Origin of the sequence: Dechloromonas hankyongensis (genome assembly GCF_022012295.1) — a bacterium.
In the GTDB taxonomy this organism is placed as follows: domain Bacteria; phylum Pseudomonadota; class Gammaproteobacteria; order Burkholderiales; family Rhodocyclaceae; genus Azonexus; species Azonexus hankyongensis.
In genome coordinates this window covers 559,038-582,873 of sequence record NZ_JAKLTN010000001.1, presented here as the reverse complement: position 1 = coordinate 582,873, position 23,836 = coordinate 559,038, and the positions used below count along the sequence as shown (strand labels likewise).

Sequence of the window (23,836 nt, the reverse complement as noted above, 5' to 3'; positions counted from 1 at the left end):
CCGACGGGAGTCCGGCAACTGGAGCAAAACTTCATGACCGTTACCCTTCGTACCCTCACCGCCAACGACACCGAAGCCCTGGAGCAGGTGCGCCAGTACTTCCGCAATTACGCGGCCTGGCTCGGTGTCGACCTGTCGTACCAGAACTTCGACCAGGAAATGGCCTCCCTGCCCGGCGCCTATGCGCCGCCGCAGGGCCGTCTGTTCTTCGCCGAAGTCGACGGTCGGCCGGCCGGTTGCGTCGGGGTGCGCCCGCTGCCGGACAGCGACGGCGTGTGCGAGATGAAGCGCCTCTATGTCGAGCCGGAGGAGCGCGGCCATGGCGTCGGCGCCGCGCTGGCCCTGGCTGCAATCAAGGCGGCCAAGGAAATCGGCTATCGCAAGCTGATGATCGACACCCTGCCCAATATGCGCATGGCCGTGAAGCTGTACCGCGAACTGGGCTTCACCGAGGCGCCGAACTACTACCAGACGCCGGTCGAAGGCACCATGTTCATGGCGCTCGACCTCGACAACTGGTCGGAAGAGGAAGTACGCAGCGAAAACCTGTCGCACCTGTTCGACTTCAACCGTGCCTGGGCCCGCCAGATGAGCGAAGTCGACCCGACCTACTTCGACAAGCTGGCCAAGATCCAGACCCCGGAATTCCTGTGGATCGGCTGTTCCGACTCCCGTGTGCCGGCCAACCAGATCGTCGGCCTGCTGCCGGGCGAGGTCTTCGTGCACCGCAACGTCGCCAACCTGGTACTGCACACCGACATGAACTGCCTGTCGGTGATCCAGTACGCCGTCGATGTCCTGAAGGTCAAGCACATCATGGTCGTCGGCCACTACGGCTGCGGCGGCGTGCTGGCGGCGCTGCAGAAGGCACGCGTCGGCCTGGTCGATTTCTGGCTCGACAACGTCAAGCGCGTCCATGACAAGTACCTGGAACAGGTCAACAGCCTGCCGGAAGACCAGCGCCACGACCGCCTGTGCGAACTGAACGTGCTCGAGCAGGTGTCCAGCCTGTGCAACACCCCAGTCGTCAAGGACGCCTGGGCCCGCGGCCAGGACCTGACCGTCCACGGCTGGGTCTATGGCCTGAAGGACGGCCTGGTGCACGACCTCGGCATTACCGTCGACTGCCCCCAAGATTTGCATACCCGCTACGACGCCGCCCTCAAGGCGCTGGAGTGCCGGGATTGTTGAATGACTAAACCCTAACTCACTAAGGAGAGCCTCCCATGTCCGATCCCATCGTTATCGTTTCTGCCGCCCGTACCGCCATGGGCAGCTTCCAGGGAGGCTTTTCCAGCCTGAGCGCGCCGCAGCTCGGCGCCGCCGCGATCAAGGCCGCCGTCGAGCGTGCCGGTATCGACGCCGCGCTGGTCGAGGAAGTGCTGATGGGCTGCGTGTTGCCGGCCGGCCTCGGCCAGGCACCGGTTCGCCAGGCTGCCCTGCTCGCCGGCCTGCCGCTGTCGGCCGGTTGCGCCATGGTCAGCAAGGTCTGCGGTTCTGGCATGAAGGCGACCATGATCGGCCACGACGGCATCCTCGCCGGCTCGTCAGCCATCACCGTGGTCGGCGGCATGGAGTCGATGACCAACGCCCCCTACCTGCTGCCCAAGGCGCGCGGCGGCTATCGTCTGGGCCACGGCCAGATGCTCGACCACATGTTCTTCGACGGCCTGGAAGATTCCTACAGCAAGGAAACCAAGGGCCGACTGATGGGCACCTTCGCCGAAGACTGCGCCGGCAGCTACGGCTTCACCCGTGAAGACCAGGACGCCTACGCCATCCGCTCGACCAACCGTGCCATCGAGGCTTCCAACAACGGTGCCTTCGCTTGGGAAATCGCCCCGGTCACCGTCGCCGGACGCAAGGGCGATGTCGTGGTCGACAAGGACGAAGGCCCGTTCGCCGTCAATGTCGACAAGATCCCGACCCTCAAGCCGGCCTTCAAGAAGGACGGCACGGTCACCGCCGCCAACTCCTCGTCGATTTCCGACGGTGCCGCCGCGCTGGTCCTGATGCGCGCCTCCAAGGCGGCCGAACTGGGCCTCAAGCCGATCGCCAAGATAGTCGGCCACACCACCAACGCCAACACCCCGGCCCTGTTCCCGACCGCGCCGGTCGGCGCCATGCAGAAGATGCTGGCCAAGGCCGGGTGGACGGTGAACGACGTCGATCTGTGGGAAATCAACGAAGCCTTCGCCGTCGTCACCATGGCGGGCATCCATGACATGAAGCTCGACCCGGCCAAGGTCAACGTCAATGGCGGCGCCTGTGCGCTGGGCCACCCGATCGGCGCTTCCGGCGCCCGTATCCTGGTCACCCTGCTCGGCGCGCTGAAGGCCCGCGGCGGCAAGCGCGGCATCGCCTCGCTGTGCATCGGCGGCGGCGAAGCGACTGCACTGGCTGTGGAAATGCTGTAAGTGCCGCAGCAGGCCGGCTCACTCACCTATCTCAAGCTGATCGGCGCTATGTTCATGTGGGGAGGAACCTGGATTGCGGGGCGTATCGTGGCGCAGGAACTGACTGCGCCGCTAGCCGCCCCCGCCATCCGTTTCCTGCTCGCCGGACTGGCGCTGGCCGGCTTCGCGCTGGCGACCGAGGGGCGCATCCCGCGCCCGCAAACCGGCCGCGAATGGGGGGTGGTGACTGGCCTGGCCATGACCGGGATTTACATCTACGCCCTGTGTTTCTTTTACGGCCTCAAGCACATCGGCGCCGGCCACGGCGCGCTGGTCGTCGCCCTGAACCCGGTGCTGGTCGCCCTTAGCGCCTGGTTCCTCGGCCAGGAGCGGATGACGCCGCTCAAGCTGGCCGGTATCGCCATCGCCAGCCTGGGTTGCCTGACCGTCATCGGCCACGGTAATCCGCTCGCCCTGCTGCGCGGTTGGGTCGGCATCGGCGAATGGCTGATCCTCGGGTGCGCGCTGTGCTGGACGGCCTACACCTTCATCGGCCGGCAGGCCACCAAATCCCTGTCGCCGTTGGCGGCGACGCTCTACGCCAGCCTGATCGGCGCGCTGCTGCTCGGCATCACCGCCCTGCTGCAAGGCGGCACCGACCTCAGCGCCTGGTCGTGGCGCGTCTGGGCCAGCGTGGTCTTCCTGGCCATCGGCGGTACGGCGCTCGCCTTCACCTGGTTTGCCGACGGCGTGCGCCGCATCGGCGCCGCCAAGGCCTCGGTTTTCGTCAACCTGGTCCCGGTCTTCGCCGTGCTGCAAGCCGCCGTCCTGCTTGACGAACGGCTCGGCCTGGCCGTGCTCGGCGGTGGCCTGCTGGTCATCGCCGGTGTCTGGCTGACAACAAATTTTTCGGAGAGAACTGCATGATCCTCACACAAGAACAGGAAATGATCCGCGACTCGATGCGCGCCTTCGCGCAGGAGCGCCTTGCCCCCTTCGCCGCCGAATGGGACAAGCACCACACCTTCCCGGCCGCAGCGCTGAAGGAACTGGGCGAACTGGGCGCCATGGGCATGTGCGTGCCCGAGGAATGGGACGGTGCCGGCATGGATTACATGTCGCTGGTGCTGACACTGGAAGAAATCGCCGCCGGCGACGGCGCCACCTCGACCATCGTCTCGGTGCAGAACTCGCTGGCCTGCGGCATCACGCAGAAGTACGGGACCGACGCCCAGAAGGAAGAATGGCTGAAGCCGCTGGCCCGTGGCGAGAAGTGGGGCTGCTTCTGCCTGACCGAGCCGCACACCGGTTCCGACGCCGCGGCGATCACCACCCGCGCCGACCGCGACGGTGACCATTTCGTGCTCAACGGCGTCAAGCAGTTCATCACCACCGGCAAGCACGCCCACATGGCCATCGTCTTCGCGGTGACCGACAAGGCGGCCGGCAAGAAGGGCATTTCCTGCTTCCTGATCCCGACTGCCACGCCGGGCTTCGTCGTCGGCCGCACCGAAGACAAGATGGGCCAGCATGCTTCCGACACCGTGCAGATCATCCTCGAGAACTGCCGCGTGCCGGCTTCCGCCCTGCTCGGCAAGGAAGGCGAAGGCTACAAGATCGCCCTCTCCAACCTCGAAGCCGGCCGCATCGGCATCGCCGCCCAGAGCATCGGCATGGCCCGCGCCGCCTTTGAAGCTGCCGTGCGCTACGCCAAGGAGCGCGTCACTTTCGGCGTGCCCATCATCGAGCACCAGGCGGTCAATTTCCGCCTCGCCGACATGAATACCCTGCTCGACGCCGCCCGCCTGATGGTCTGGCGCGCCGCGCAGTTGAAGGACGCCGGCAAGCCCTGCCTGAAGGAAGCCTCGATGGCCAAGATGTTCGCCTCGGAAGCCGCCGAGAAGATCGCCTCGGATGCTATCCAGATCCACGGCGGCGTCGGCTACACCAGCGACTTCCCGGTCGAGCGCATCTATCGCGACGTGCGCATTTCGCAGATATACGAGGGCGCCAACGACATCCAGCGCCTGGTCATCGGGCGCAGCATCGCCAGCGAATAAGCCTCAGCACGGCCGACCGGAACAGCCAAGAAATTCCGGCGGCCGCTGCCCCACAGAGAAGGAGACAAGACGTGACCGATAGCGACAAGAGCCCGATCGACTTCTGGTTCGATTTTTCCAGCCCCTACGGCTATCTGATGAGCGAGCAGATCGATGCCCTCGCCGCCAAGTACGGCCGCAAGGTGCGCTGGCACCCGGTGCTGCTCGGCGTCATTTTCCAGGCCACCGGTTCGCGCCCGCCGGCCGACGGCGTGTCGGCCAAGGGGAAGTACATGTTCACGGACTTCCACCGCTCGGCCCGCCACCTGGGCATTCCCTACAACCCGCCGAGCCGTTTCCCGCTGCCGACGCAGAATGCCGCCCGCGCCTACTACTGGCTACACAGCCAGGATTGTGGTCTGGCCCGCCGCTTCGCCCATGCCGTCTATCGCGGCTTCTTCGTGGACGACCTGGATATTTCTTCGCCCGACACGGTGCTCGATATCGCCGCCGGGCTGGAAATCGACCGTGCATCACTGGCAGCGGCACTGCAGACGCCCGAGGTCAAGGCCCGCCTCAAGGACGAATGCGAGCGAGCGCTGGCCGCCGGTGTCTTCGGTTCGCCACATGTGGTCATCGACGGCGAAGCCTTCTTCGGCGCCGACCGCCTCGGGCAGATCGAGCACTGGCTGCAAACGGGCGGTTTTTAAGCGGCGCTTATTGAACGAATCATGAAACGACTCTGCGTCTTCTGCGGCTCCAATGCCGGCAACCATCCGATCTACCGGGCCGAGGCCGAAAAGCTCGGCCGCCTGCTCGCCACCCGCGGCATTGAGCTGGTCTACGGCGCCGGCAACATCGGCCTGATGGGCGCCGTTGCCGATGCCTGCCTGGAAGCCGGCGGCACGGTCATCGGCGTCATCCCGGAAGCGTTGATGGGCAAGGAAGTCGCCGGCCGCGCCGTCGATCACCGGGCGCTGACGCGCATCGAGGTCGTTGACTCCATGCACACCCGCAAGGCCCGCATGGCCGAGCTGGCCGACGGCTTCATCGCCCTGCCCGGCGGCTTCGGCACCTTCGAGGAATTCTGCGAAATCCTCACCTGGGGCCAGCTCGGCTTCCACGCCAAGCCGATGGGCCTGCTCAATGTGAACGGCTTCTACGACCCGCTGTTGGCCATGTTCGACCGGGCGGTCAACGACGGCTTCCTGCGCGCCCAGAACCGCGCCATGGCGCTGGCCGATACCGATATCGAGCGCCTGCTCGACCAGATGACGGCCTACCAGCCGGAGCCGGTCAGCAAGTGGCTGAAAGAGGAAAAGCAGTTGTAGCGCTTTCGACATTCAAATTCAGGTAACGCACACATAAAAGAAGCGAGGAGACATGACTACCCTGAAAACCCAACTGAATCCGCGGTCGGCCGATTTCCAGGCCAATGCGGCGGCCATGGAGACGGTCGTTGCCGACCTGCATGACAAGGTCGACAAGATCGCCCTCGGTGGCCCGGAAGCGGCCCGCCAGAAGCACCTGGCGCGCGGCAAGCTGCTGCCGCGCGAGCGGGTCAATGGCCTGCTCGACCCCGGCACGCCCTTCCTCGAGATCGGCCAGTTCGCCGCCTACGGCATGTACGGCGGCGACGTGCCGGCGGCTTCGGTGATCGCCGGCATCGGCCGCGTCGAGGGCGTCGAATGCATGATCGTCGCTAATGACGCGACGGTGAAGGGCGGCACCTACTACCCGCTGACCGTCAAGAAGCACCTGCGCGCCCAGGAAATCGCCCTGGAAAACCGACTGCCCTGCGTCTACCTGGTCGATTCCGGCGGCGCCTTCCTGCCCATGCAGGACGAGGTCTTCCCGGACAAGGAGCATTTCGGCCGCATCTTCTTCAACCAGGCCAACCTGTCGGCAGAGGGCATTCCGCAGATCGCCGCCGTGCTCGGCTCCTGTACCGCCGGCGGCGCCTACGTGCCGGCCATGTGCGACGAGTCGATCATAGTCAAGAACCAGGGCACCATCTTTCTCGGCGGCCCGCCGCTAGTGAAGGCGGCGACCGGTGAAGTGGTGTCGGCAGAAGACCTCGGCGGTGCCGACGTGCATACCCGCATCTCCGGCGTCGTCGACCATCTGGCCGAGAACGATGCCCACGCGCTGGCCATCGCCCGCCGCATCATCAAGGACCTGAACTGGCAAAAGGCGCCGCCCGTCACCCTGACCCAGCCGCTAGCACCGCGCTACCCGGCGCAGGAGCTGTACGGCGTCATCCCGACCGACTCGAAAAAACCCTTCGACGTGCGCGAAATCATCGCCCGCATCGTCGACGACTCCGATTTCGACGAATTCAAGGCGCGCTACGGCACGACGCTGGTCTGCGGCTTCGCCCGCATCTGGGGATACCCGGTCGGCATCGTCGCCAACAACGGCATCCTGTTCAGCGAATCGGCGCTCAAGGGTGCCCACTTCATCGAACTGTGCGCCCAGCGCGGCATCCCGCTCGTCTTCCTGCAGAACATCACCGGCTTCATGGTCGGCCGCAAGTACGAAAACGGCGGCATCGCCCGCGACGGCGCCAAGATGGTCACCGCCGTCGCCACCGCCAAGGTGCCGAAATTCACTGTCGTCATCGGCGGCTCGTTCGGCGCCGGCAACTACGGCATGTGCGGCCGTGCCTACTCGCCGCGCTTCCTGTGGATGTGGCCGAATGCCCGCATCTCGGTGATGGGCGGCGAACAGGCGGCCGGGGTGCTGGCTACCGTCAAGCGGGATGGTATGGAGGCTTCCGGCAAGACGTGGTCGGCCGAAGAGGAAGCGGCGTTCAAGGCGCCGATTCGGGAGCAGTATGAGACGCAGGGGCATCCGTATTACGCCTCGGCGCGCTTGTGGGATGACGGGATTATTGATCCGGCGGATACGCGACGGGTGCTGGGGCTGGGGTTGTCGGCTTCGATGAATGCGCCGGCGGAAGAAACGAAGTTCGGTATTTTCCGGATGTGATGGTTGTGCTGGATATGCGTACTTATCGGTCGCTGGCAGTGCATTCCGCCTTGAGGGCGGGCGTACTTTCTTTTGCTTCGCCAAAAGAAAGTAGCCAAAGAAAAGGCGACCCCTGGGGCGGCGCCCCTTCGGGGTTCCTTGCGCTACTCGGTGAGCCGGGCGGCTTGCCTGAACTCGCCTGCGGCTCAGACAAGGCAAGCCGACTGCCCCCGGCCCGCCTGCGTTGCTCAGCGCCTCTCAAGGGTGCCGGGAAGGCGTCTCGGGCTCAAGCGCTGCCCAAAACATCGGGTGCCAAGTTTGGCCGAAAAGAATGCACGAACACCAACCCATTGCTAGCAGCCGGCCGGTTTACCGGGCCCCTTGATAGGTGCCGAGCAACGCAGGCTGGCGCGGAAAAAGGGCGAGCACTGTTTGAGGGCGCAGCCCGAGTTGCGCAGCCCCCGCGTCAGCCGAGTAGCGCAGGGAACCCCGCGCAGCGGGGCACCGACCCAGGGTCGCCTTTTCTTTGCTTACTTTCTTTTGGCGAAGCAAAAGAAGGTAAGGCGCCCCACAAGGGCGGAACCCACCGCTAAAACAACGAAAACGCAGGAGACAAACAAAAATGCCCTTCACCACCCTAGAAATCGAACTACAAGGCCCGGTCGCCACCATCTGGATGAACCGCCCCGACCTCCACAACGCCTTCGACGAAACCCTGATAACCGAGCTGACTGCCGCCTGCATGGCGCTAGACGATGACAACGACGTCCGCGTAGTAATCCTCGCCGGCCGCGGCAAGAGCTTCTCCGCCGGCGCCGACCTCAACTGGATGAAGCGCGCCGCCAACAACGGCCTCGACGACAATCTCAACGGTGCCCGCGCCCTGGCCCACATGCTGCGCACGCTGGCCGAGATGAAGAAGCCGACCATCGCCCGCGTCCAGGGCGCCGCGCTGGGCGGCGGCATGGGTCTGGCCTCGGCCTGCGATGTCGCCGTCGCCTCGACCAAGGCCGTGTTCGCCACGTCCGAGGTCAAGTTCGGCATCATCCCGTCGGCCATTTCGCCCTATGTGCTACGCGCCATCGGCGCCCGCCAGGCGACCCGCTACTTCCAGTCGGCCGAACGCATCGATGCCGTCCGTGCCCGTGAAATCGGCCTGGTCCATGAGATGGTGGAGCCGGATGCGCTCGACGCCAAGGTGCAGGAAATCGTCGCCTGCCTGCTGCAGGGCGGCCCGCTCGCCCAGGCCGCAGCCAAAGACCTGATCCGCGCGGTGAACAACCAGCCGATCAACAACACGCTGGTCGAGGAAACCGCCCACCGCATCGCCCACCTGCGCGCCACGCCGGAAGCCCGCGAAGGTATTTCCGCCTTCCTCGATAAACGTCAGCCCAACTGGATTGGGGAATAAGCCATGTTTACGAAAATCCTGATCGCCAACCGCGGCGACCAGTCCCTCAGGGACGCAGCGACGAAGTCAAACCGCCTGCGTGCGAAGCACGCTCAGGCTATTTCTCCGCGGGAGACCCAGCATGTTTAACAAAATCCTCATTGCCAACCGCGGAGAAATAGCCTGCCGGGTCATCAAGACTGCCCGCCGCATGGGCATCCGCACCGTCGCCGTTTATTCCGAAGCCGATGCCAACGCCCGCCATGTCCGTCTTGCCGACGAGGCCGTGCTGCTCGGCCCGGCCGCCGCCCGCGAGTCCTACCTGGTCGCCGACAAGATCATCGACGCCTGTAAGCGCACTGGCGCCCAGGCCGTTCATCCCGGCTACGGCTTCCTGTCCGAGAACGAGGAATTCGCCGAGGCACTGGCCGCCAACGGCATCACCTTCATCGGCCCGCCGGCCTCGGCCATTCGTGCCATGGGTTCGAAATCGGAAGCCAAGAAGCTGATGGGCAAGGCGGCCGTGCCGCTCACCCCGGGCTACCACGGTGACGACCAGACGCCGGATCTGCTGCACAAGGAAGCCGACCAGATCGGCTACCCGGTGCTGATCAAGGCAGCGGCCGGCGGTGGCGGCAAGGGCATGCGCCTGGTCGAGAAATCGGCCGATTTCCCCGATGCGCTGGCCTCCTGCAAGCGTGAGGCGATTTCCAGCTTCGGCGACGACCATGTACTGATCGAGAAATACATCACCAAGCCGCGCCACGTCGAAATCCAGGTCTTTGCCGACACGCTGGGCAACTGCGTCTACCTGTTCGAGCGCGACTGCTCGGTGCAACGCCGCCACCAGAAGGTGCTCGAGGAAGCGCCCGCCCCCGGCATGCCGGAGGAACGCCGCCGGCAGATGGGCGAAGCCGCCGTCGCTGCGGCCAAGGCGGTCGGTTATGTCGGCGCCGGCACAGTCGAGTTCATCGCCATGCAGGACGGCACCTTCTACTTCATGGAGATGAACACCCGCCTGCAGGTCGAGCACCCGGTCACCGAAATGATCACCGGCCAGGATCTGGTCGAATGGCAGCTGCGCGTCGCCGCCGGCCAGCCGCTGCCGTTGCGCCAGGAACAGTTGGCCATCCGCGGCCATGCGCTGGAAGCGCGCATCTACGCCGAGGACGCCAACAAGGGCTTCCTGCCCGCCACCGGCAAGCTGATCCGCCTCGCCCCGCCGGCCGAGTCGATCAACGTGCGGGTCGATACCGGCGTCGAGGAAGGCGATGAAATCACGCCCTTCTACGACCCGATGATCGCCAAACTCATCGTCTGGGACGAAAACCGCGACGGCGCCCTGGCCCGCATGCGCAAAGCCCTGGCCGACTACCAGGTGGCCGGCCTGACCACCAATATCGATTTCCTGTCCCGCCTGGTCGCCTGCCCGGCCTTTGCCGGCGCCGACCTCGACACCGGGCTGATCGAACGCCAGAAGGACTTCCTGTTCCCCGAAGCCCAGCCGGTGCCCCGCGATGCGCTGCTCGTCGCCACGGTCGGCGAACTGCTGTGGGAGCAGCGCGCCGCCAAGCAGGCGGCCAAAGCCAGCGGCGATCCGTGGTCGCCATGGCATGCCCGCGACGGCTGGCGGATGAACCTGTCGTCGGCACGCACCATCAGCTTCCGCGATGGCGAGGCGCTGGTCGATGCCCAGGTCCGCTATCAGGGCGACCAGTGGCAGATCACGCTGGCCGGCCAGACCACCGTCGCCCGCGGCAAAAAGCTGGACGGCGATCGCTTCGCCGTCGAACTGGACGACCGCCGCCTGATGGCCAGCGTCGTTGCCGTCGACGACAAGCGCAGCGTCTTCCTGCAGGGCAGCACCTACTCGCTATTGCGCGACGATCCGCTGCACCGCGTCGATGCCGGCGACAGCCACGGCGGCGGGCTGACCGCGCCGATGCCCGGCAAGGTCGTCGCCCTGCTCGCCCAGGCCGGCCAGAAGGTCGACAAGGGCACGCCGCTGCTCATCCTCGAGGCGATGAAGATGGAGCACACCATCACCGCCCCCGCCGCCGGCGTGGTCAAGGCCTTCTGCTACGCTGCCGGCGAGCAGGTCAGCGACGGCGCACCGCTGGTCGAGTTCGAAGCGGCCAACTAGAAGTCATGATCCACCAGGCGATGAAGGATGAATTCAAACTCAAGGAAGCGCAGTATGCCTGAGCAATGCCTCCCGGCTGTCATGGCGAGGCATAGAATGACGAGCATCTTTTCCGGACCGCTCACATCGCCATGAATACCTTGCGCAGGGCCCTGATACTCCTCGGCGGCGCCGCCGCCATCCCGATGTCCATGGGCTGCATCACCGCGGCCGTGATGTCGGGCGGCGACCGCGAAACCTACACGGAAACCGTGGACTCGGTGCTCGTCTCGGCCGACGGCAAGACGCTGGCCGTCCTCGGCAAGGACTATCACTACCTGTTCGAGGCGCCGCCGGCCATCAAGCTGCTGCTGGAATCGGACCTGCGCGAGGTGGTGGACGCCAGTTTCCACACCTTCATGGTCGATGCCAACCAGCACATTTCGGGCGGCTATTTCCTGCGCCTGGGCAAGAACGCCTCGCCGGAACAGAAGGACAAGGCGCTTGCCGCCGGTTTCAAGCCCCAGCCCTCGGGCGGCACGCTGACCTACAACGGCACCCTGAGCGGGACGCGCTATGCCGCCAACGGCATTCAGGCCACGGCGGCTTCGCAAAAACTGCGCAAGACCTACACGATCACCATTTCCGCCGAAAAATCCGCCGGATCGAAGGCGGCATCGACCGCCGGCAAGCTGCTGCTCACCCCCATCACGCTCGCCGCCGACGGCGTGCTGATCCTGCTGGCCGCGCCCTTGCTGCTGATCTTCGTGATCTCCTCTAACCACTAACATTCGACTGCCCGCACCATGACCCTACCTTCCCGCGTCAAAATCGTCGAAGTCGGTCCGCGCGACGGACTGCAGAACGAAAAGCAGGTCGTCCCGACCGAAGTCAAGATTGAGCTGATCGAGCGCCTGGCCGAGGCCGGCGTACGCGTCATCGAGGCCACCTCCTTCGTGTCGCCGAAATGGGTACCGCAGATGGGCGACAATGCCGCCATCCTGCAGGGCATCAAGCGCCATCCGCAAACGATTTACACGGCGCTGACCCCCAATCTGCAGGGTTTTGACGGCGCAGTGCAGGCTGGCGCCAACGAAGTGGCCATTTTTGGTGCCGCATCGGAGAGTTTTTCCCGGAAAAACATCAATTGCTCCATCGCCGAGAGCCTGAAACGCTTCGAACCCGTCGTTTCCGCCGCTTCGGCGCTGGAAATCCCGGTCCGCGGCTACGTTTCCTGCGTCGTCGGCTGCCCCTACGAGGGGGCCATCGCGCCGGAACAGGTGGCCAGCGTGGCCAAAACGCTGTTCGACATGGGCTGCTACGAAGTCTCGCTCGGCGACACCATAGGCGTCGGCAATCCGGATACCGTCCGGCGCATGATCGATGCCTGCGCCAAGGCCATCCCCATAGCCAAGCTGGCCGGCCACTACCACGACACCTACGGCATGGCCATCGCCAATATCCACGCCTCGCTGCAGGCCGGCATGGCCGTTTTCGACGCCTCGGTGGCCGGCCTCGGCGGCTGCCCGTACGCCAAGGGCGCCTCCGGCAACGTGGCGACCGAAGACGTGGTCTATCTGCTCGACGGCCTGGGCATTGAAACCGGCATCGATCTGGCTAAACTGGCGGCTATCGGCGACTGGATTTCCACCGCCCTCAATCGTCCGAACGGCGCCAAGGCCGGACGGGCGCTGTGCGCCAAGACCGAATAGCCGGCGTCGCACGTAACGAAACCGACCTCTCGTGAGCCTTCTTTCCGCCGTTGCCGATTTCCTGAAGCCCGCGCCGCCCCCGGACCCGGCGCTGCGCAAGGCACTGGCGCGGGTCGGCGAACTGGTCGATCCGCTGCTCAGGCTCGCCCCGGGCTTCGAACACCGGCTCGGCGGGCCGCTTGAACATGCGTTGGGTTATTGCGACGGACTGGTTGCCGCCCTGCCCGGGCCGATCGACATCAATCGCCATGCCTTCGCCAACGACCCGCTGGTCCATGCCCTGTTCGCCACGGCCGACGATATCGACCAGATGCTCGGCCGTAGCCAGGCGGTACGCGATTTCCTGGCCGAGCCATGCAGCTGGGACAGCGACCATTTCTACGCCATGTTTGCCGCCCGCCGCCAGCAGAAGAAGCAGCTGGGCATGGAACAGCAGGGCGAGGTCATCCGCAACGACGTGCCGCAGCTGGTGCTCTATTTTTCCGGGCAAACCCTGATCGAACCGAGCTGCGAACTGGATAACACGCTGCATGGCCTGCGTAGCAAGGCGTTCGAGAGCCTGTTGCACACCTTCCAGGCACATCTCCAAGTCCTGCGCCACGAACGTGAAGGGCTGCGCAACGACGTGTCGGTCGAACGCGCCCACCTGACGGTTCTGCGCGGCAGCTCGGGCGGCCCGGCCTACGAGGTCGGCACCCGCCACCTGGCCGAACTCGATGCCCAACTGCGCCAATGCGCCGAAGCGCTGCTGCCTGAACATCTGCTCGACGCGCTGGCCGACTATCTGCAGGCGCCGGAAGCGGCTCTCCACCTGACGCCGGTCACCATCACGGTGGACCGCCTCGGCGTCGTCCGCGACGAAGGGGCCGACGACCTGAACGCCCACACCCTCAAATTCCCGGAACTTACCGCCCGCGACCGCCGTCTGCATCTCGCCATGCTGGCCCGCATCAGCCGCGACGAAGCCCTCGAGGCAGTCGAACGGGTCCGCGATCAACAACACCGTTTCATGCTCATCTGATGGTTTCCTCACCCTGCATCAACGTCTGCAAGATGGATGCGACCAGCGGCCTGTGCGTCGGCTGCTTCCGCACCCTCGACGAAATCACCGCCTGGTCGCGCTGCGACGACACCGCCCGGAACGAAATCCTGGCTGCTGTTGCCCAACGACGCCAGGGCAATGCTCCACAGGCAGGAAAAGCGGTCAGCAACGGCAAATCGACATGACTGAACAAGAAGAACTCTACCAATGCGTCGGCGTCTGCATGTCCGACCCGGAAACCGGCTACTGCATGGGCTGCGGCCGCCCTCCGCTGGGCGGCCCGGAAGTTAACGTCGAAATCGCTCTGAGCGTGCCGGAATTGCAAAAGCCGGCCGGCGACCCGGATAGCCCGGAATGAACCCGCAACTGCCGGACAGCCTGCTCGTCCTCGAACGCGGCTGGCTCTCGGCCAACAATATCCTGTGCCTCGACGGCAGCGACCGCGCCACGCTGGTCGACAGCGGCTATGTCAGCCACGCCGGGCAGACCGTAGACCTGGTCGGCCACGCATTGGCGGGCCGCCGACTGGCCCGCCTCATCAACACCCATTCGCACTCCGACCACATCGGCGGCAATGCCGCGCTGAAGGCCGCCTTCGACTGCGAAATCATCGTCCCGGCCGGGCTGCATGCGGCCATTGCGGACTGGGACGAGGACGCCCTGCTGCTTTCGCCGCTCGGCCAGCAGAATGCCCGTTTCCAGCACGACAGCCTGATCGGCGCCGGCAGCGAAATCGAAATGGGCGGCCTCAACTGGCAGGCGCTGGCCGTCCCCGGCCACGACATGGAAGCGCTGGCCTACTACAACCCGGAAAAGCGCATCCTGATCTCCGGCGACGCGCTGTGGGAAAACGGCTTCGGCGTCATCTTCCCCGAACTGCTCGGCGAAGCCGACGGCCTGGCCCACACCCGGGCGACGCTGGAAATGCTCTCCCGCCTGCCTATCGACATCGTCATCCCTGGCCACGGCCGGCCTTTCGACACCGTCGACGCCGCCTTCGAACGCGCCTTCCGCCGCGTAGACCAGTTCACCAGCAACATCCAGCAACTGGCCTGGCACGCCATCAAGGTCATCGTTTCCTTCGCCATGCTGGAAAGGCGGCAGATTGCCCGCGACGACTTCCCCGCCTTCGTCCTCGGCCTGCCCTTCGCCGTCGACGTCAATGCGCGCTTCCTCGACCTGCCTGCCGAGCAATGGGTGGCCAAGGTCGAGCGCGACCTGCTGCTGGTCAATGCCCTGCGCCTGGAGGACGGCCGGCTGGTCGCCGGCTGAACCGGCTACACGGTCATTCCCTTCTTCCGTTGGTCGAAAGCGGGAATGATGGAGCGTTTCAGGCCAGCCAGCGGCGAACCAGATGGACCCAGTAGCTGGCGCCCAGGGTCAGCAGTTCGTCGTTGAAGTCGTAGTGCGGGTTGTGCAGCGTGCAGCCGCCGGTGCCCGGGCCATTGCCCAGCCAGACGTAGCAGCCCGGCTTCTCGCGCAGCATGTAGGCGAAGTCCTCGGCGCCCATCGACGGCAGGATGTCGGTCAGCACCTTGGCCTGGCCGAACACCTCGGCGGCGACCTGCTGGCAGAACTTGGCCTCGGCCGCGCTATTCACCGTCGGCGGGTAGCGATGGTCGAAAACGACGCTGATCTGCGCCCCGTTGGCCGCTGCAATGCCGCTGCACAGGCGCTCGATGGCGCGTTCGACCGCTTCCTGGACCTCCGGCTTGAAGGTGCGGATGGTGCCGCGCAGTACCACCTCTTCCGGGATGATGTTCCACGCTTCGCCGGCATGGAACTGCGTGACGCTAACTACTGCCGATTCGCAGGGATGCAGCGTGCGCGCCACCACCGTCTGCAACGCCTGTACCAGCTGCGCGCCGGCGACGATGGAATCGACGCCCTGGTGCGGCATGGCGGCATGGCAGCCGTGGCCGCGCACGACGATCTCGAAGGCACAGGTGCCGGCCATCACCGGCCCCGGCATGGCCATCATCTCGCCGACCGGAATCCCCGGCCAGTTGTGCAGGCCGAACACCGCCTCGACCGGGAAGCGCTCGAACAGACCGTCCTCGATCATCACCGCCGCCCCGCCCTCCGATTCCTCGGCCGGCTGGAAAATGAACACGGCGATGCCGTCGAAATCCGGGTGCGCCGCCAGGTGACGTGCCGCGCCGAGCAGCATGGCGGTGTGCCCGTCGTGGCCGCAGGCGTGCATCTTGCCGTGGTGTTTGGAGTGATGCGGGAATTCGTTCAGTTCGGCCAGGGGCAAGGCATCCATGTCGGCGCGCAGGCCGACCATCCGTGGCGAGGTGCCGGCGCGCAGCACGCCGACGACGCCGGTCTTTGCGATGCCGCGATGCACTTCCAGGCCGTAGCGCTCCAGTTCGCGCGCCACGATATCGGCCGTGCGGTTCTCGTCGAAAGCCAACTCCGGGTGGGCGTGGATGTCGCGGCGCAGCGCCGTCAGTTCGGACAGAAAAGGTAGATCGAGCAGAGGTAATGTCGGGGGCATGGTCGTCTCCTGCTTTTTTCATTGGACCGGCACGGTCCGGCATCATTCCCGCAGCGGGGAAATCCCGCTTCTTGCGGGGCGGGACGCCGGATTGCCGACCCATCATTATGCCGCGGGTTGCTGCGGCGCGCCGCCTTGATTATGCTTTACATGATGGAACTCATTCTGATCAGCGGCCTGTCCGGTTCCGGCAAGTCGGTTGCCCTCAATTTGCTGGAAGATTCCGGCTACTACTGCGTGGACAACCTGCCGGTGATCATGCTGACCGTGCTCGTCCGCATGCTCAAGGAAGAGAACGTGCGCAAGGTCGCGGTCGCGATCGACGCCCGCTCCGGCCACGGCATCGACCTGCTGGCGACCAAGATGAAAAGCCTGAAGGATTCAGGCATCAACCTGACCTTCCTGTTCCTGCACTCGACCGAGGAAACGCTGCTCAAGCGGTATTCCGAATCGCGCCGCCGCCATCCGCTGGCCACCGCCGACCAGACTCTGCTCGAAGCCATCCGCGCCGAGCGCGACACGCTGGAGCCGATTTCCGGCCTCGGCCACCGCATCGACACCAGTGGCATGAAGGCTGCCGGCCTGCGCGAGTGGGTGCGCCAGTTCATCGAGGCCGAACCGAGCCACGGCCTGACCCTGATGTTCGAATCCTTCGGCTTCAAGCACGGCATCCCGCTCGACGCCGACCTCGTCTTCGACGTGCGCTGCCTGCCCAACCCCCACTACGACCCCGACCTGCGCCCGCTGACCGGCAAGGACCAGCCGGTCATCGCCTTCCTCGAAGCCGAGGAGGAAGTCCGCCGCATGCGCGACGACATCGCCCGCTTCGTCGCCACCTGGCTGCCCTGCTACATCCGCGACAACCGCAATTACCTGACGGTGGCCATCGGCTGCACCGGCGGCCAGCATCGCTCCGTCTACATCGCCGAGTGGCTGGCCGAGGAATTCTCCAACCGGGCCCGGGTCCTGGTCCGCCACCGTACGCTGGCCGGCGCTTGAAGGCTTGGTTGCCCCTGATCCGGCCGGGCGACTGGCTGGTCATGCTCGGCAGCGCCGCGCTGGTCGGCGCCAGCGTCCCGGTTTTCTGGCAGGGCGGCATGGCCGACCGGGCCATCATCCGCCAGGAAGGCCGCGTCTTCGCCGAGGTCGATCTCAAGGCGCGCAAGCAATTCGAAGTATCCGGTCCGCTCGGCACCACGCTGATCGCCGTCGAGCCGGGCCGCGCCCGCGTCGTGGCCGACCCCAGCCCGCGCCAGTATTGCGTCAAGCAGGGCTGGCTGATGCGCCCCGGCGAAATCGCCATCTGCGCCCCCAACCGCGTCAGCGTCCAGATCACTGGCCGGACCAAGGTCTATGACTCGATCAGTTACTGAACACAAGTCTGGCGCCAGTGCTGCCATTCGCGGCGAAGCGAGCAGCGATACCGGCAACCCCGGCGCCCAAGGCGCGGCAAACTCGTGGCGAGAAGGCACCGGCCCTGAGCCCGAGGTGACTCAACTCGCGGTCACCGAGGAAGACCGCCGCGTCGCCTGGCTGGCCACCGCGGCGGTTGCCCTGTCGCTGGTCGATGCCGCCATCCCGTCGCCGCTGCCCGGCGTCAAGCCGGGGCTGGCCAACATCGTCACCCTGGTCGTGCTGGCCCGCTACGGCTGGGGTACCGCGGTGTGGGTCAGCGGCCTGCGGGTGCTGGCCGGCAGCCTGCTGCTCGGCTACTTCCTCGCCCCCGGCTTCTTCCTGTCGCTGACCGGCACCACCCTCAGCCTGCTCACCCTCGGCCTCGCCCGCCACCTGCCAAAGCGCTGGTTCGGTCCAGTCAGCCTGTCCATCTTCGCCGCCTTCGCCCACATCGGCGGCCAGCTGCTGCTGGCCCGCGCCTGGCTGATCCCGCACGACGGCGTCTTCCTGCTCACCCCGGTGTTCGCCGGCGCGGCGCTGGTATTCGGCACCATCAACGGCCTGATCGCGGCTAAACTGCTAGCTGAAACGGAGTCTGCGGAACCCGCCCCATGACCAAGACCATCTGCCTCGCCCTGACCGGTGCCTCCGGCATGCCTTACGGCCTGCGCCTGCTCGACTGCCTGCTCGCCGCCGGCTGCAAGGTGCAATTGCTCTATTCGCAGGCCGCCCAGGTCGTCGCCAAGCAGGAAATGGACGTCGACCTGCCGTCGCGCCCGGCCGATGCCAAGGCCGCCCTGCTCGCCCGTTTGCCCGCCGCCGATCCCGACAAGCTGGCCGTCTACGGCCGCGAGGAATGGTTCGCCCCGGTTGCATCCGGCTCCAATCCGCCGGATGCCATGATCGTCTGCCCGTGCAGCATGGGCACCCTCGCCGCCATCGCCCAGGGCCTGGCCGACAACCTGATCGAACGTGCCGCCGACGTCGTGCTCAAGGAAGGCCGCAAGCTGGTCCTCGTGCCGCGCGAAACCCCCTTCTCGGCCATCCACCTTGAGAACATGTTGCGCCTCTCCCGCGCCGGCGCCGTCATCCTGCCGCCCAGCCCGGGCTTCTACCAGCACCCGCAAAGCGTGCAGGACATCGTCGATTTCGTCGTCGCCCGCGTCCTTGACCAGGTCGGCGTGCCGCACACCCTGATGCAGCGCTGGGGCGAGGCGCGCTGACATGGGCTGGTTCGATTTCGTCCGCTCGCCCGGCGGCACTTCGGTCGAAACCCTGCGCCTGCCGCTCTTTCCGCTCAACACCGTGCTGTTCCCGGGCGGCCTGCAGCCGCTGAAGATCTTCGAGCAGCGCTACCTCGACATGGCCGCCGCCTGCCTGAAGGAGAACACGCCTTTCGGCATCTGCCTGATCGACAAGGGCGGCGAGGTCGGCGAAACGGCCGTGCCGCACGGCGTCGGCACCTTGGCCACCATCGCCAGCTGGGAAATGGAGCAGCTCGGCATCCTGATGATCACTGCCCGCGGCGGCCGGCGCTTCCGCATCATCGACACCAAGCTCGGCCCGGCCAACCTGCTCGAAGGCACCGTCGAACTGCTGCCGGAAACCGGCCACACCGCCTTGCCGCAGGAACGCGAACGCCTGCTGCCGCTGCTCCAGCGCATCGTCGGCGACCTCGGCCCGGAACGCATCCCGGAACCGCACCGCTACGACGACGCGGAGTGGGTCGGCTACCGGATCACCGAAGTGCTGCCCATCCAGAACCTGGCCAAGCAGAAGCTGCTCGAATTGGACGATCCGCTGGCACGGCTGGAAATCCTGGAAAAGTACCTGAGCCAGCGGAAGTTGCTGGGGTAATTTGATTTGTCGTTCCCGCGCCCGTAGGAAGTGCCCTTGGGGTGCGGAGGCGGGAACGACGCTTAACCGGCTGGTAGCTTCTCGCCACTGCGCTCCAGATCTTCAGGCCGATCGACATCGGCCAATATCCCCGCATCGTCCATCGCCAATAGATCCACCAAGTCCGGGTTATTGCGCAGGATATGGCGCGCCCCGACATCGCCGTCGAGCCCGCTCAATTCTGATAGCCACTCCCGCGAGAAACCGACCGGATGGCCGCGTTGCCCGCGATAGGCCGGGACGACCAGCGAAGCGCCGGCCAGCAGGCGGTCGTGCACGGCGCGATGGCTGGTGCTGGCGATGAAGGGCATGTCGGCGAGCGCCACCAGCCAGCCGGCGGCATCGGCCGAGGCGCGCACGCCGGCGGCCAGACTACTGCCGAGCCCGGCTTCCGCCTGCGCATTGACCACCACGCGGCAACCCAAGTCCTGCAAACGCTCGGACAGGGCTGCATCGTCCGGGCGCAGTACCGCCAGCACGTCGGGGCATGCTGCCCGCAAACGCATGGCGCTGGCCAGCACCATCGGCATACCGTCGGCCAGCGGCTGCCAGCGCTTGTCGGCGCCGAAACGCCGGCCTTGTCCGGCCGCCAGCAACAAGCCGACGATGCCGCGCATGCGCGTCAGGCTCGGCAGGCCAGCGGGTCGGCCACGGCCTCTGCCGCGCTTTCGCGGGCCATCGCCGCGTTCTTGACCGCCGTCATCTCGGCCAGGATGGACACCGCAATCTCGGGCGGCGTCCGGCTACCGATGGGCAGGCCGACCGGGCCGTGCAGGCGGTCGAGTTCGGCTTGCGACAGGTCGAAATACTGGTGCAGGCGCTCGCGGCGCTTGGCCGTATTCGCTTTCGAGCCCAGCGCGCCGACATAGAAAGCCGGCGATTTCAGGGCTTCGAGCAGCACCAGGTCGTCGAGCTTGGGATCGTGGGTCAGCGCCACCACCGCGCTGTGCGGATCGAGCGCCAGTTCGAGTACGGCGTCGTCAGGCATGCAGGTGAGCAGGTCGGCCCCCGGCACATCCCATTCCGTGCCGTATTCCTCGCGCGGATCGCAGACCACAACACGGTAGCCGAGCTGTTGCGCCATGTTGGCCAGAAAGCGGGAAATCTGGCCGGCACCGATGATCAGCAGCCGCCAGGCCGGGCCGTGCTGGGTAACGAGCAAGCTACCGTTCCACGACAACTGCGCGCCGCACTGGCCGCCGGCAATGCTCACCCGGTTGGCCGTCATATCGAGCCGGCGTTCGACCAACTGGCCGGCGGCGATGCGCCCGGCCATGGTGTCGAGCAGCGCAATCTCAGGCGCCGGTTCGACGACCAGTTCGAGCGTGCCGCCGCAGGGCAGGCCGAAGCGATGGGCCTCGTCGGCTGTCACGCCGTAACGGACGACCTGCATGGCCGGCCCGGCAAACTCACCGGCCGCCATGCGGTCGATCAGGTCGTCCTCGATGCAGCCACCGGACACCGAGCCCTGGACGCGGCCGTCGTCGCGGATCGCCATCCACGCGCCGGGCGGGCGTGGCGCCGAGCCCCAGGTGCGGGCCACGGTGACTAATGCGAAGCGGTGGCCGTCTGCCGCCCAGCGGCGGGCGGCGTCGAGCACTTGCGTGTCGAGATTGTCCATGGCGCCCTCCTCAGGCGGCGAGGTCCGTGCTGCGGATGGGCAGGCGGTGCAGGCGCTTGCCGGTCGCCGCCGCGATGGCGTTGGCCACGGCCGGCGCCACCGGCGGCACACCCGGTTCGCCGATCCCGGTCGGCGCCGCGGTAGACGGCACGATATGCACCTCCACCCTGGGCATTTCGCCTATACGGAGCGGCGGGTAGCCATCGAAATTGCCCTGCTCGACGATGCCGTCCTTGAGGGTGATTTCGCCGTGCAGCACGGCCGACAGCGCGAAACCGACCCCGCCTTCGACCTGGGAGCGGATGTTGTCCGGGTTGATCGCCGTGCCGCAGTCGACGGCACACACCATGCGGTCGACGCGCAGGTCACCGGATTTACTCACCGTCACCTCGGCCACCTGGGCGACCACGCTGTTGAACGACTCATGCACCGCGACACCCCGGCCGCGCCGCTCGCCGGCCTTGCCCGGCTTCAGCGGCTGCCCCCAGCCGGCCTTGTCGGCGGCCAGGCGCAGCACGGCAGCGTACTTGGGATGATCCTTGAGCAGTTCGAGGCGCAGGGCCAGCGGGTCCTTGCCGGCCGCCGCCGCCACTTCGTCGAGGAAGGCCTCGGTCGAGAAGGCGGTGTGCGACGAACCGACCGAACGCCACCACAGCACCGGCACGCCGATGTCGGTCGGCGTGTGCAGGTCCACGGTCAGGTTGGGAATGGCATACGGCAGGTTGGCGGCACCTTCGACCGACACGCCGTCGATGCCGTCCTTGACCAGCATTTTCTCGAAGGGTGAGCCGATCAGGATGGACTGGCCGACCAGCCGGTGCGTCCAGCCGACGACATTGCCCTGGGCGTCGAGCCCGGCTTGCAGCGCGTGGTGGAAAGCCGGCCGGTAATAGCCGGCGCGCATGTCGTCCTCACGCAGCCAGACCAGCTTGACCGGCGCCTTGGCCTGCATCGCCTTGACGATGTGTGCGGCCTCCAGCACGTAATCCGAATCCTTGCAGGCGCGCCGGCCGAAGCTGCCGCCGGCGTACAGCATATGGATGACGACCTGCTCGGGCTTCAGGCCGAACAACCCGGCCAACGCATACTGGTCGCCGGTATGCAACTGCTCGCCGTTCCACACCTCGCAGCCGGCGGCGGTCAGTTGCACGACGCAGTTCATCGGCTCCATCGCCGCGTGGGCGAGGTAGGGGAAATCGTAACTGGCGCTGACCACCTTGGCCGCGCCGGCCAGCGCCGCATCGGTGTCGCCCTGCTTCTTGGCGGTCAGGCCGGGCTTCTTGGCCATTTCGCGGTAGCGGGCGAGGATTTCGTCGCTGCCCAGCTTGAAGGCGGCGCTGTCGTCCCATTCGACGCGCAGCGCATCGCGCCCCTTCTTCGCCGTCCACGTGTCGCGGGCCAGCACGGCGACGCCCTGCGGAATCTGCACCACCTCGACGACGCCCTTGACGGCCCGCGCCGCGCTGGCGTCGAAGGACTTAACCTTGCCGCCGAAGCGCGGCGGATGGGCGACCACGGCAACCAGCATGCCGGGCAACTGAACGTCCTGGGTAAATTGCGCCGTGCCGTTGACCTTGGCGTGGGTGTCCTTGCGCCTGGCCTGTTTGCCGATCAGCTTAAACTGGTCCGGACTCTTCAGCACCACGTCGGCCGGTACCGTTTCCCGGGCCGCCGCTTCGGCCAGTTCGCCGAAGGTGGCCGTGCGTTTCGAGGCAGCATGGCGCACCACCCCGCGCTCGACGGTGATTTCGCCGGCTGGCACCTGCCAGCGCTTGGCCGCCGCGGCAACCAGCATGGCCCGGCCGGCGGCGCCCGCCTTGCGCATCTGCTCCCACGAGTTAGCCATCGCCGTGCTGCCGCCGGTGCCCTGGGCGGCGCCCCAGAACAGGTTGTTGTAGCGCTTGGCATCGGCCGCCGCGCCTTCGACGCGGACCTGCGCCCAGTCGGCGTCCAGTTCCTCTGCCAGCATGGTGGCCAGGCCGGTGTAGGTGCCCTGGCCCATTTCGAGGTGCTTGGAAATCACCGTCACCGAGTTGTCGGCGCCGATACGCAGAAAAGCGTTGGGCTCAAAAGTCACCGGCGCAACGACGCCTTCGCCGGCCTTGCCCGGCCCGGCGGCCGCTGCAGCAGCGATACCGGGCAGGCAGAAACCGAGCGTCAGCCCGGCCCCGCCCTGCAGGAAGCGGCGGCGGGAGATGTTTTCGATAGTGGTAGCCATGCGCGTTCTCCTAGGCCAGGGACTTGGCGGCTTCGTGGATGGCCGCGCGGATGCGGACGTAGGTCGCGCAGCGGCAGAGATTGCCCGACATGGCGGCGTCGATGTCGGCATCGCTCGGCTTGCGGTTCCTGGCGAGCAGCGCCACGGCGCTCATCACCTGGCCCGACTGGCAGTAGCCGCACTGCACGACGTCGAGCTTTTCCCAGGCCGCCTGGACGGCCTTGCCGATGCGGCCGGCATCGACCGTCTCGATGGTGGTGATCTTCTTGCCGACCGCCGCCGACACGGGCAGCGAGCAGGAGCGCATCGGTACGCCGTCCACATGCACGGTACAGGCACCGCATAGGCCTTGGCCGCAGCCGTACTTGGTACCGGTCAGCTGCAGCGTGTCGCGCAGGACCCAGAGCAAGGGGGTATCGGGATCGACATCGGCCTGCTGGCGCCGACCATTAACGTTGAGGGTAATCATCTTGCCTCCTGTGATGTCCGGAATGAATCGATGCCCAGTGTGCGCGCCGCCACCCGGCCGACGGTA

25 protein-coding genes are annotated in these 23,836 nt (G+C 66.3%); 20 read left to right on the top strand and 5 right to left on the bottom strand.

Features of this window, described 5'->3' with window-relative positions:
• The first annotated feature begins 33 nt into the window (after nt 1-33).
• From can to LZ012_RS02730, 15 genes are all read left to right on the top strand, one after another.
• On the top strand, nt 34-1,191 hold the full coding sequence (gene can, locus LZ012_RS02800; RefSeq protein ID WP_275707327.1) for a carbonate dehydratase: 1,158 nt from the start codon (nt 34-36) through the stop codon (nt 1,189-1,191).
• A gap of 35 nt (nt 1,192-1,226) precedes the next feature.
• Nucleotides 1,227-2,417 (top strand): acetyl-CoA C-acyltransferase, encoded by a 1,191-nt coding sequence (locus LZ012_RS02795; protein WP_275707325.1) that lies wholly within the window; start codon nt 1,227-1,229, stop codon nt 2,415-2,417.
• The gene (locus LZ012_RS02790; RefSeq protein ID WP_275707323.1) at nt 2,418-3,323 is read left to right on the top strand and encodes a DMT family transporter; all 906 of its coding nucleotides are present in this window, start codon (nt 2,418-2,420) and stop codon (nt 3,321-3,323) included.
• Entirely contained in the window at nt 3,320-4,456 is a 1,137-nt protein-coding gene (locus LZ012_RS02785) for an acyl-CoA dehydrogenase family protein (protein ID WP_275707321.1), read from the top strand. The genes LZ012_RS02790 and LZ012_RS02785 overlap by 4 nt, the downstream gene beginning before the upstream one ends.
• Before the next feature lie 71 nt (nt 4,457-4,527).
• Nucleotides 4,528-5,145 carry a 2-hydroxychromene-2-carboxylate isomerase gene (locus LZ012_RS02780; RefSeq protein ID WP_275707319.1) on the top strand — a complete coding sequence of 206 codons (618 nt, stop codon included), beginning with the start codon at nt 4,528-4,530 and terminating at the stop codon, nt 5,143-5,145.
• 21 nt (nt 5,146-5,166) lie between these two features.
• On the top strand, nt 5,167-5,766 hold the full coding sequence (locus LZ012_RS02775) for an LOG family protein (protein ID WP_275707317.1): 600 nt from the start codon (nt 5,167-5,169) through the stop codon (nt 5,764-5,766).
• A 52-nt stretch (nt 5,767-5,818) separates the two neighbouring features.
• Nucleotides 5,819-7,426 carry a carboxyl transferase domain-containing protein gene (locus LZ012_RS02770; RefSeq protein WP_275707315.1) on the top strand — a complete coding sequence of 536 codons (1,608 nt, stop codon included), beginning with the start codon at nt 5,819-5,821 and terminating at the stop codon, nt 7,424-7,426.
• 601 nt (nt 7,427-8,027) lie between these two features.
• Nucleotides 8,028-8,816: an enoyl-CoA hydratase/isomerase family protein gene (locus LZ012_RS02765; RefSeq protein ID WP_275707313.1), complete on the top strand. Its 789-nt coding sequence runs from the start codon at nt 8,028-8,030 to the stop codon at nt 8,814-8,816.
• A 121-nt stretch (nt 8,817-8,937) separates the two neighbouring features.
• Entirely contained in the window at nt 8,938-10,938 is a 2,001-nt protein-coding gene (locus tag LZ012_RS02760; RefSeq protein WP_275707311.1) for an acetyl/propionyl/methylcrotonyl-CoA carboxylase subunit alpha, read from the top strand.
• A gap of 131 nt (nt 10,939-11,069) precedes the next feature.
• Nucleotides 11,070-11,705, top strand: a complete 636-nt coding sequence (locus LZ012_RS02755) for a hypothetical protein (RefSeq protein WP_275707309.1) — start codon at nt 11,070-11,072, stop codon at nt 11,703-11,705.
• An 18-nt stretch (nt 11,706-11,723) separates the two neighbouring features.
• Nucleotides 11,724-12,629 (top strand): hydroxymethylglutaryl-CoA lyase, encoded by a 906-nt coding sequence (locus LZ012_RS02750; protein WP_275707307.1) that lies wholly within the window; start codon nt 11,724-11,726, stop codon nt 12,627-12,629.
• Nucleotides 12,630-12,660: 31 nt separating this feature from the next.
• Nucleotides 12,661-13,650 (top strand): hypothetical protein, encoded by a 990-nt coding sequence (locus tag LZ012_RS02745; protein WP_275707305.1) that lies wholly within the window; start codon nt 12,661-12,663, stop codon nt 13,648-13,650.
• Nucleotides 13,650-13,856 (top strand): DUF1289 domain-containing protein, encoded by a 207-nt coding sequence (locus tag LZ012_RS02740; protein WP_420839463.1) that lies wholly within the window; start codon nt 13,650-13,652, stop codon nt 13,854-13,856. The genes LZ012_RS02745 and LZ012_RS02740 overlap by 1 nt, the downstream gene beginning before the upstream one ends.
• Nucleotides 13,853-14,029 (top strand): DUF1289 domain-containing protein, encoded by a 177-nt coding sequence (locus LZ012_RS02735; protein ID WP_275707303.1) that lies wholly within the window; start codon nt 13,853-13,855, stop codon nt 14,027-14,029. Before LZ012_RS02740 ends, LZ012_RS02735 begins: the two co-directional genes overlap by 4 nt.
• Nucleotides 14,026-14,943, top strand: a complete 918-nt coding sequence (locus LZ012_RS02730; protein ID WP_275707301.1) for an MBL fold metallo-hydrolase — start codon at nt 14,026-14,028, stop codon at nt 14,941-14,943. The genes LZ012_RS02735 and LZ012_RS02730 overlap by 4 nt, the downstream gene beginning before the upstream one ends.
• A gap of 58 nt (nt 14,944-15,001) precedes the next feature.
• Here LZ012_RS02730 and LZ012_RS02725 read toward each other — a convergent pair whose 3' ends face one another.
• Nucleotides 15,002-16,171, bottom strand: a complete 1,170-nt coding sequence (locus tag LZ012_RS02725) for a M20 aminoacylase family protein (RefSeq protein ID WP_275707299.1) — start codon at nt 16,169-16,171, stop codon at nt 15,002-15,004.
• 153 nt (nt 16,172-16,324) lie between these two features.
• Here LZ012_RS02725 and rapZ point away from each other — a divergent pair, with 153 nt between their 5' ends.
• The 5 genes from rapZ (at nt 16,325) to LZ012_RS02700 (ending at nt 19,423) form a co-directional block, all read left to right on the top strand.
• Nucleotides 16,325-17,170 carry an RNase adapter RapZ gene (gene rapZ / locus LZ012_RS02720; protein WP_275709609.1) on the top strand — a complete coding sequence of 282 codons (846 nt, stop codon included), beginning with the start codon at nt 16,325-16,327 and terminating at the stop codon, nt 17,168-17,170.
• 41 nt (nt 17,171-17,211) lie between these two features.
• Entirely contained in the window at nt 17,212-17,544 is a 333-nt protein-coding gene (locus tag LZ012_RS02715; RefSeq protein WP_275709607.1) for a NusG domain II-containing protein, read from the top strand.
• Between the two features lie 160 nt (nt 17,545-17,704).
• On the top strand, nt 17,705-18,181 hold the full coding sequence (locus LZ012_RS02710; RefSeq protein ID WP_275709605.1) for a Gx transporter family protein: 477 nt from the start codon (nt 17,705-17,707) through the stop codon (nt 18,179-18,181).
• Nucleotides 18,178-18,789, top strand: coding sequence for a flavin prenyltransferase UbiX (locus LZ012_RS02705; RefSeq protein ID WP_275707297.1), 612 nt, complete (start codon nt 18,178-18,180; stop codon nt 18,787-18,789). The genes LZ012_RS02710 and LZ012_RS02705 overlap by 4 nt, the downstream gene beginning before the upstream one ends.
• Nucleotide 18,790: 1 nt before the next feature.
• Nucleotides 18,791-19,423 carry an LON peptidase substrate-binding domain-containing protein gene (locus tag LZ012_RS02700; RefSeq protein ID WP_275707295.1) on the top strand — a complete coding sequence of 211 codons (633 nt, stop codon included), beginning with the start codon at nt 18,791-18,793 and terminating at the stop codon, nt 19,421-19,423.
• Nucleotides 19,424-19,485: 62 nt separating this feature from the next.
• Here the strand turns inward: LZ012_RS02700 and LZ012_RS02695 are convergent, their stop codons facing one another.
• Genes LZ012_RS02695 through LZ012_RS02680 form a run of 4 tightly spaced genes read right to left on the bottom strand, consistent with a single transcriptional unit; the run spans nt 19,486 to nt 23,770 of the window.
• Nucleotides 19,486-20,079, bottom strand: a complete 594-nt coding sequence (locus LZ012_RS02695; protein ID WP_275707293.1) for a nucleotidyltransferase family protein — start codon at nt 20,077-20,079, stop codon at nt 19,486-19,488.
• A gap of 5 nt (nt 20,080-20,084) precedes the next feature.
• Nucleotides 20,085-21,083, bottom strand: a complete 999-nt coding sequence (locus LZ012_RS02690; RefSeq protein WP_275707291.1) for an XdhC family protein — start codon at nt 21,081-21,083, stop codon at nt 20,085-20,087.
• 10 nt (nt 21,084-21,093) lie between these two features.
• The gene (locus tag LZ012_RS02685) at nt 21,094-23,301 is read right to left on the bottom strand and encodes a xanthine dehydrogenase family protein molybdopterin-binding subunit (RefSeq protein WP_275707289.1); all 2,208 of its coding nucleotides are present in this window, start codon (nt 23,299-23,301) and stop codon (nt 21,094-21,096) included.
• Nucleotides 23,302-23,311: 10 nt separating this feature from the next.
• Nucleotides 23,312-23,770 carry a (2Fe-2S)-binding protein gene (locus tag LZ012_RS02680; protein ID WP_275707287.1) on the bottom strand — a complete coding sequence of 153 codons (459 nt, stop codon included), beginning with the start codon at nt 23,768-23,770 and terminating at the stop codon, nt 23,312-23,314.
• Nucleotides 23,771-23,836 lie beyond the last annotated feature (66 nt).